1 protein-coding gene is annotated in these 392 nt (G+C 59.4%); it reads left to right on the forward strand.

Annotated elements, in window-relative coordinates; genetic code table 11:
* Positions 1-392: EAL domain-containing protein (locus tag AC5ZG1_RS44645; RefSeq protein WP_496136606.1), on the forward strand; the 392-nt coding region annotated here is incomplete at both ends.

The following is a 392-nucleotide window of genomic DNA, read 5'->3' on the forward strand; positions in this document are numbered from 1 at the left end:
CGGTGCGAGCATCGGCGCTGCTGCGCGTGACGCAGACATCGAGCCTCTGGAGCTTTTGCGCAGGGCTGATATGGCGCTCTATCGCGCCAAGGAAAGTGGCAGAGGCCGGGCGATCGAATACGACCCCGAGCTGGATCGGGAGCGCCAAATGGTCGCCGAACTGGAAAGTCAGCTGAAGAACGCCATCGGTAACGGTGCGATCGAAGCTGTTTTCCAACCTCTCGTTTCTGCGACGACGGGCGTTGTCACCGGTCTTGAAGCGCTGGCCCGCTGGCGGACTGCGACAGGAAATATCAGTCCGGAGATTTTCATTCCGCTTGCCGAAAGATGCGGCCTCATTGATGCGCTCGGCGGTCACATGCTGAAAACATCGATCGAGCACGCCAAGAACT

This window comes from Bradyrhizobium sp. Leo78 (assembly GCF_059512425.1).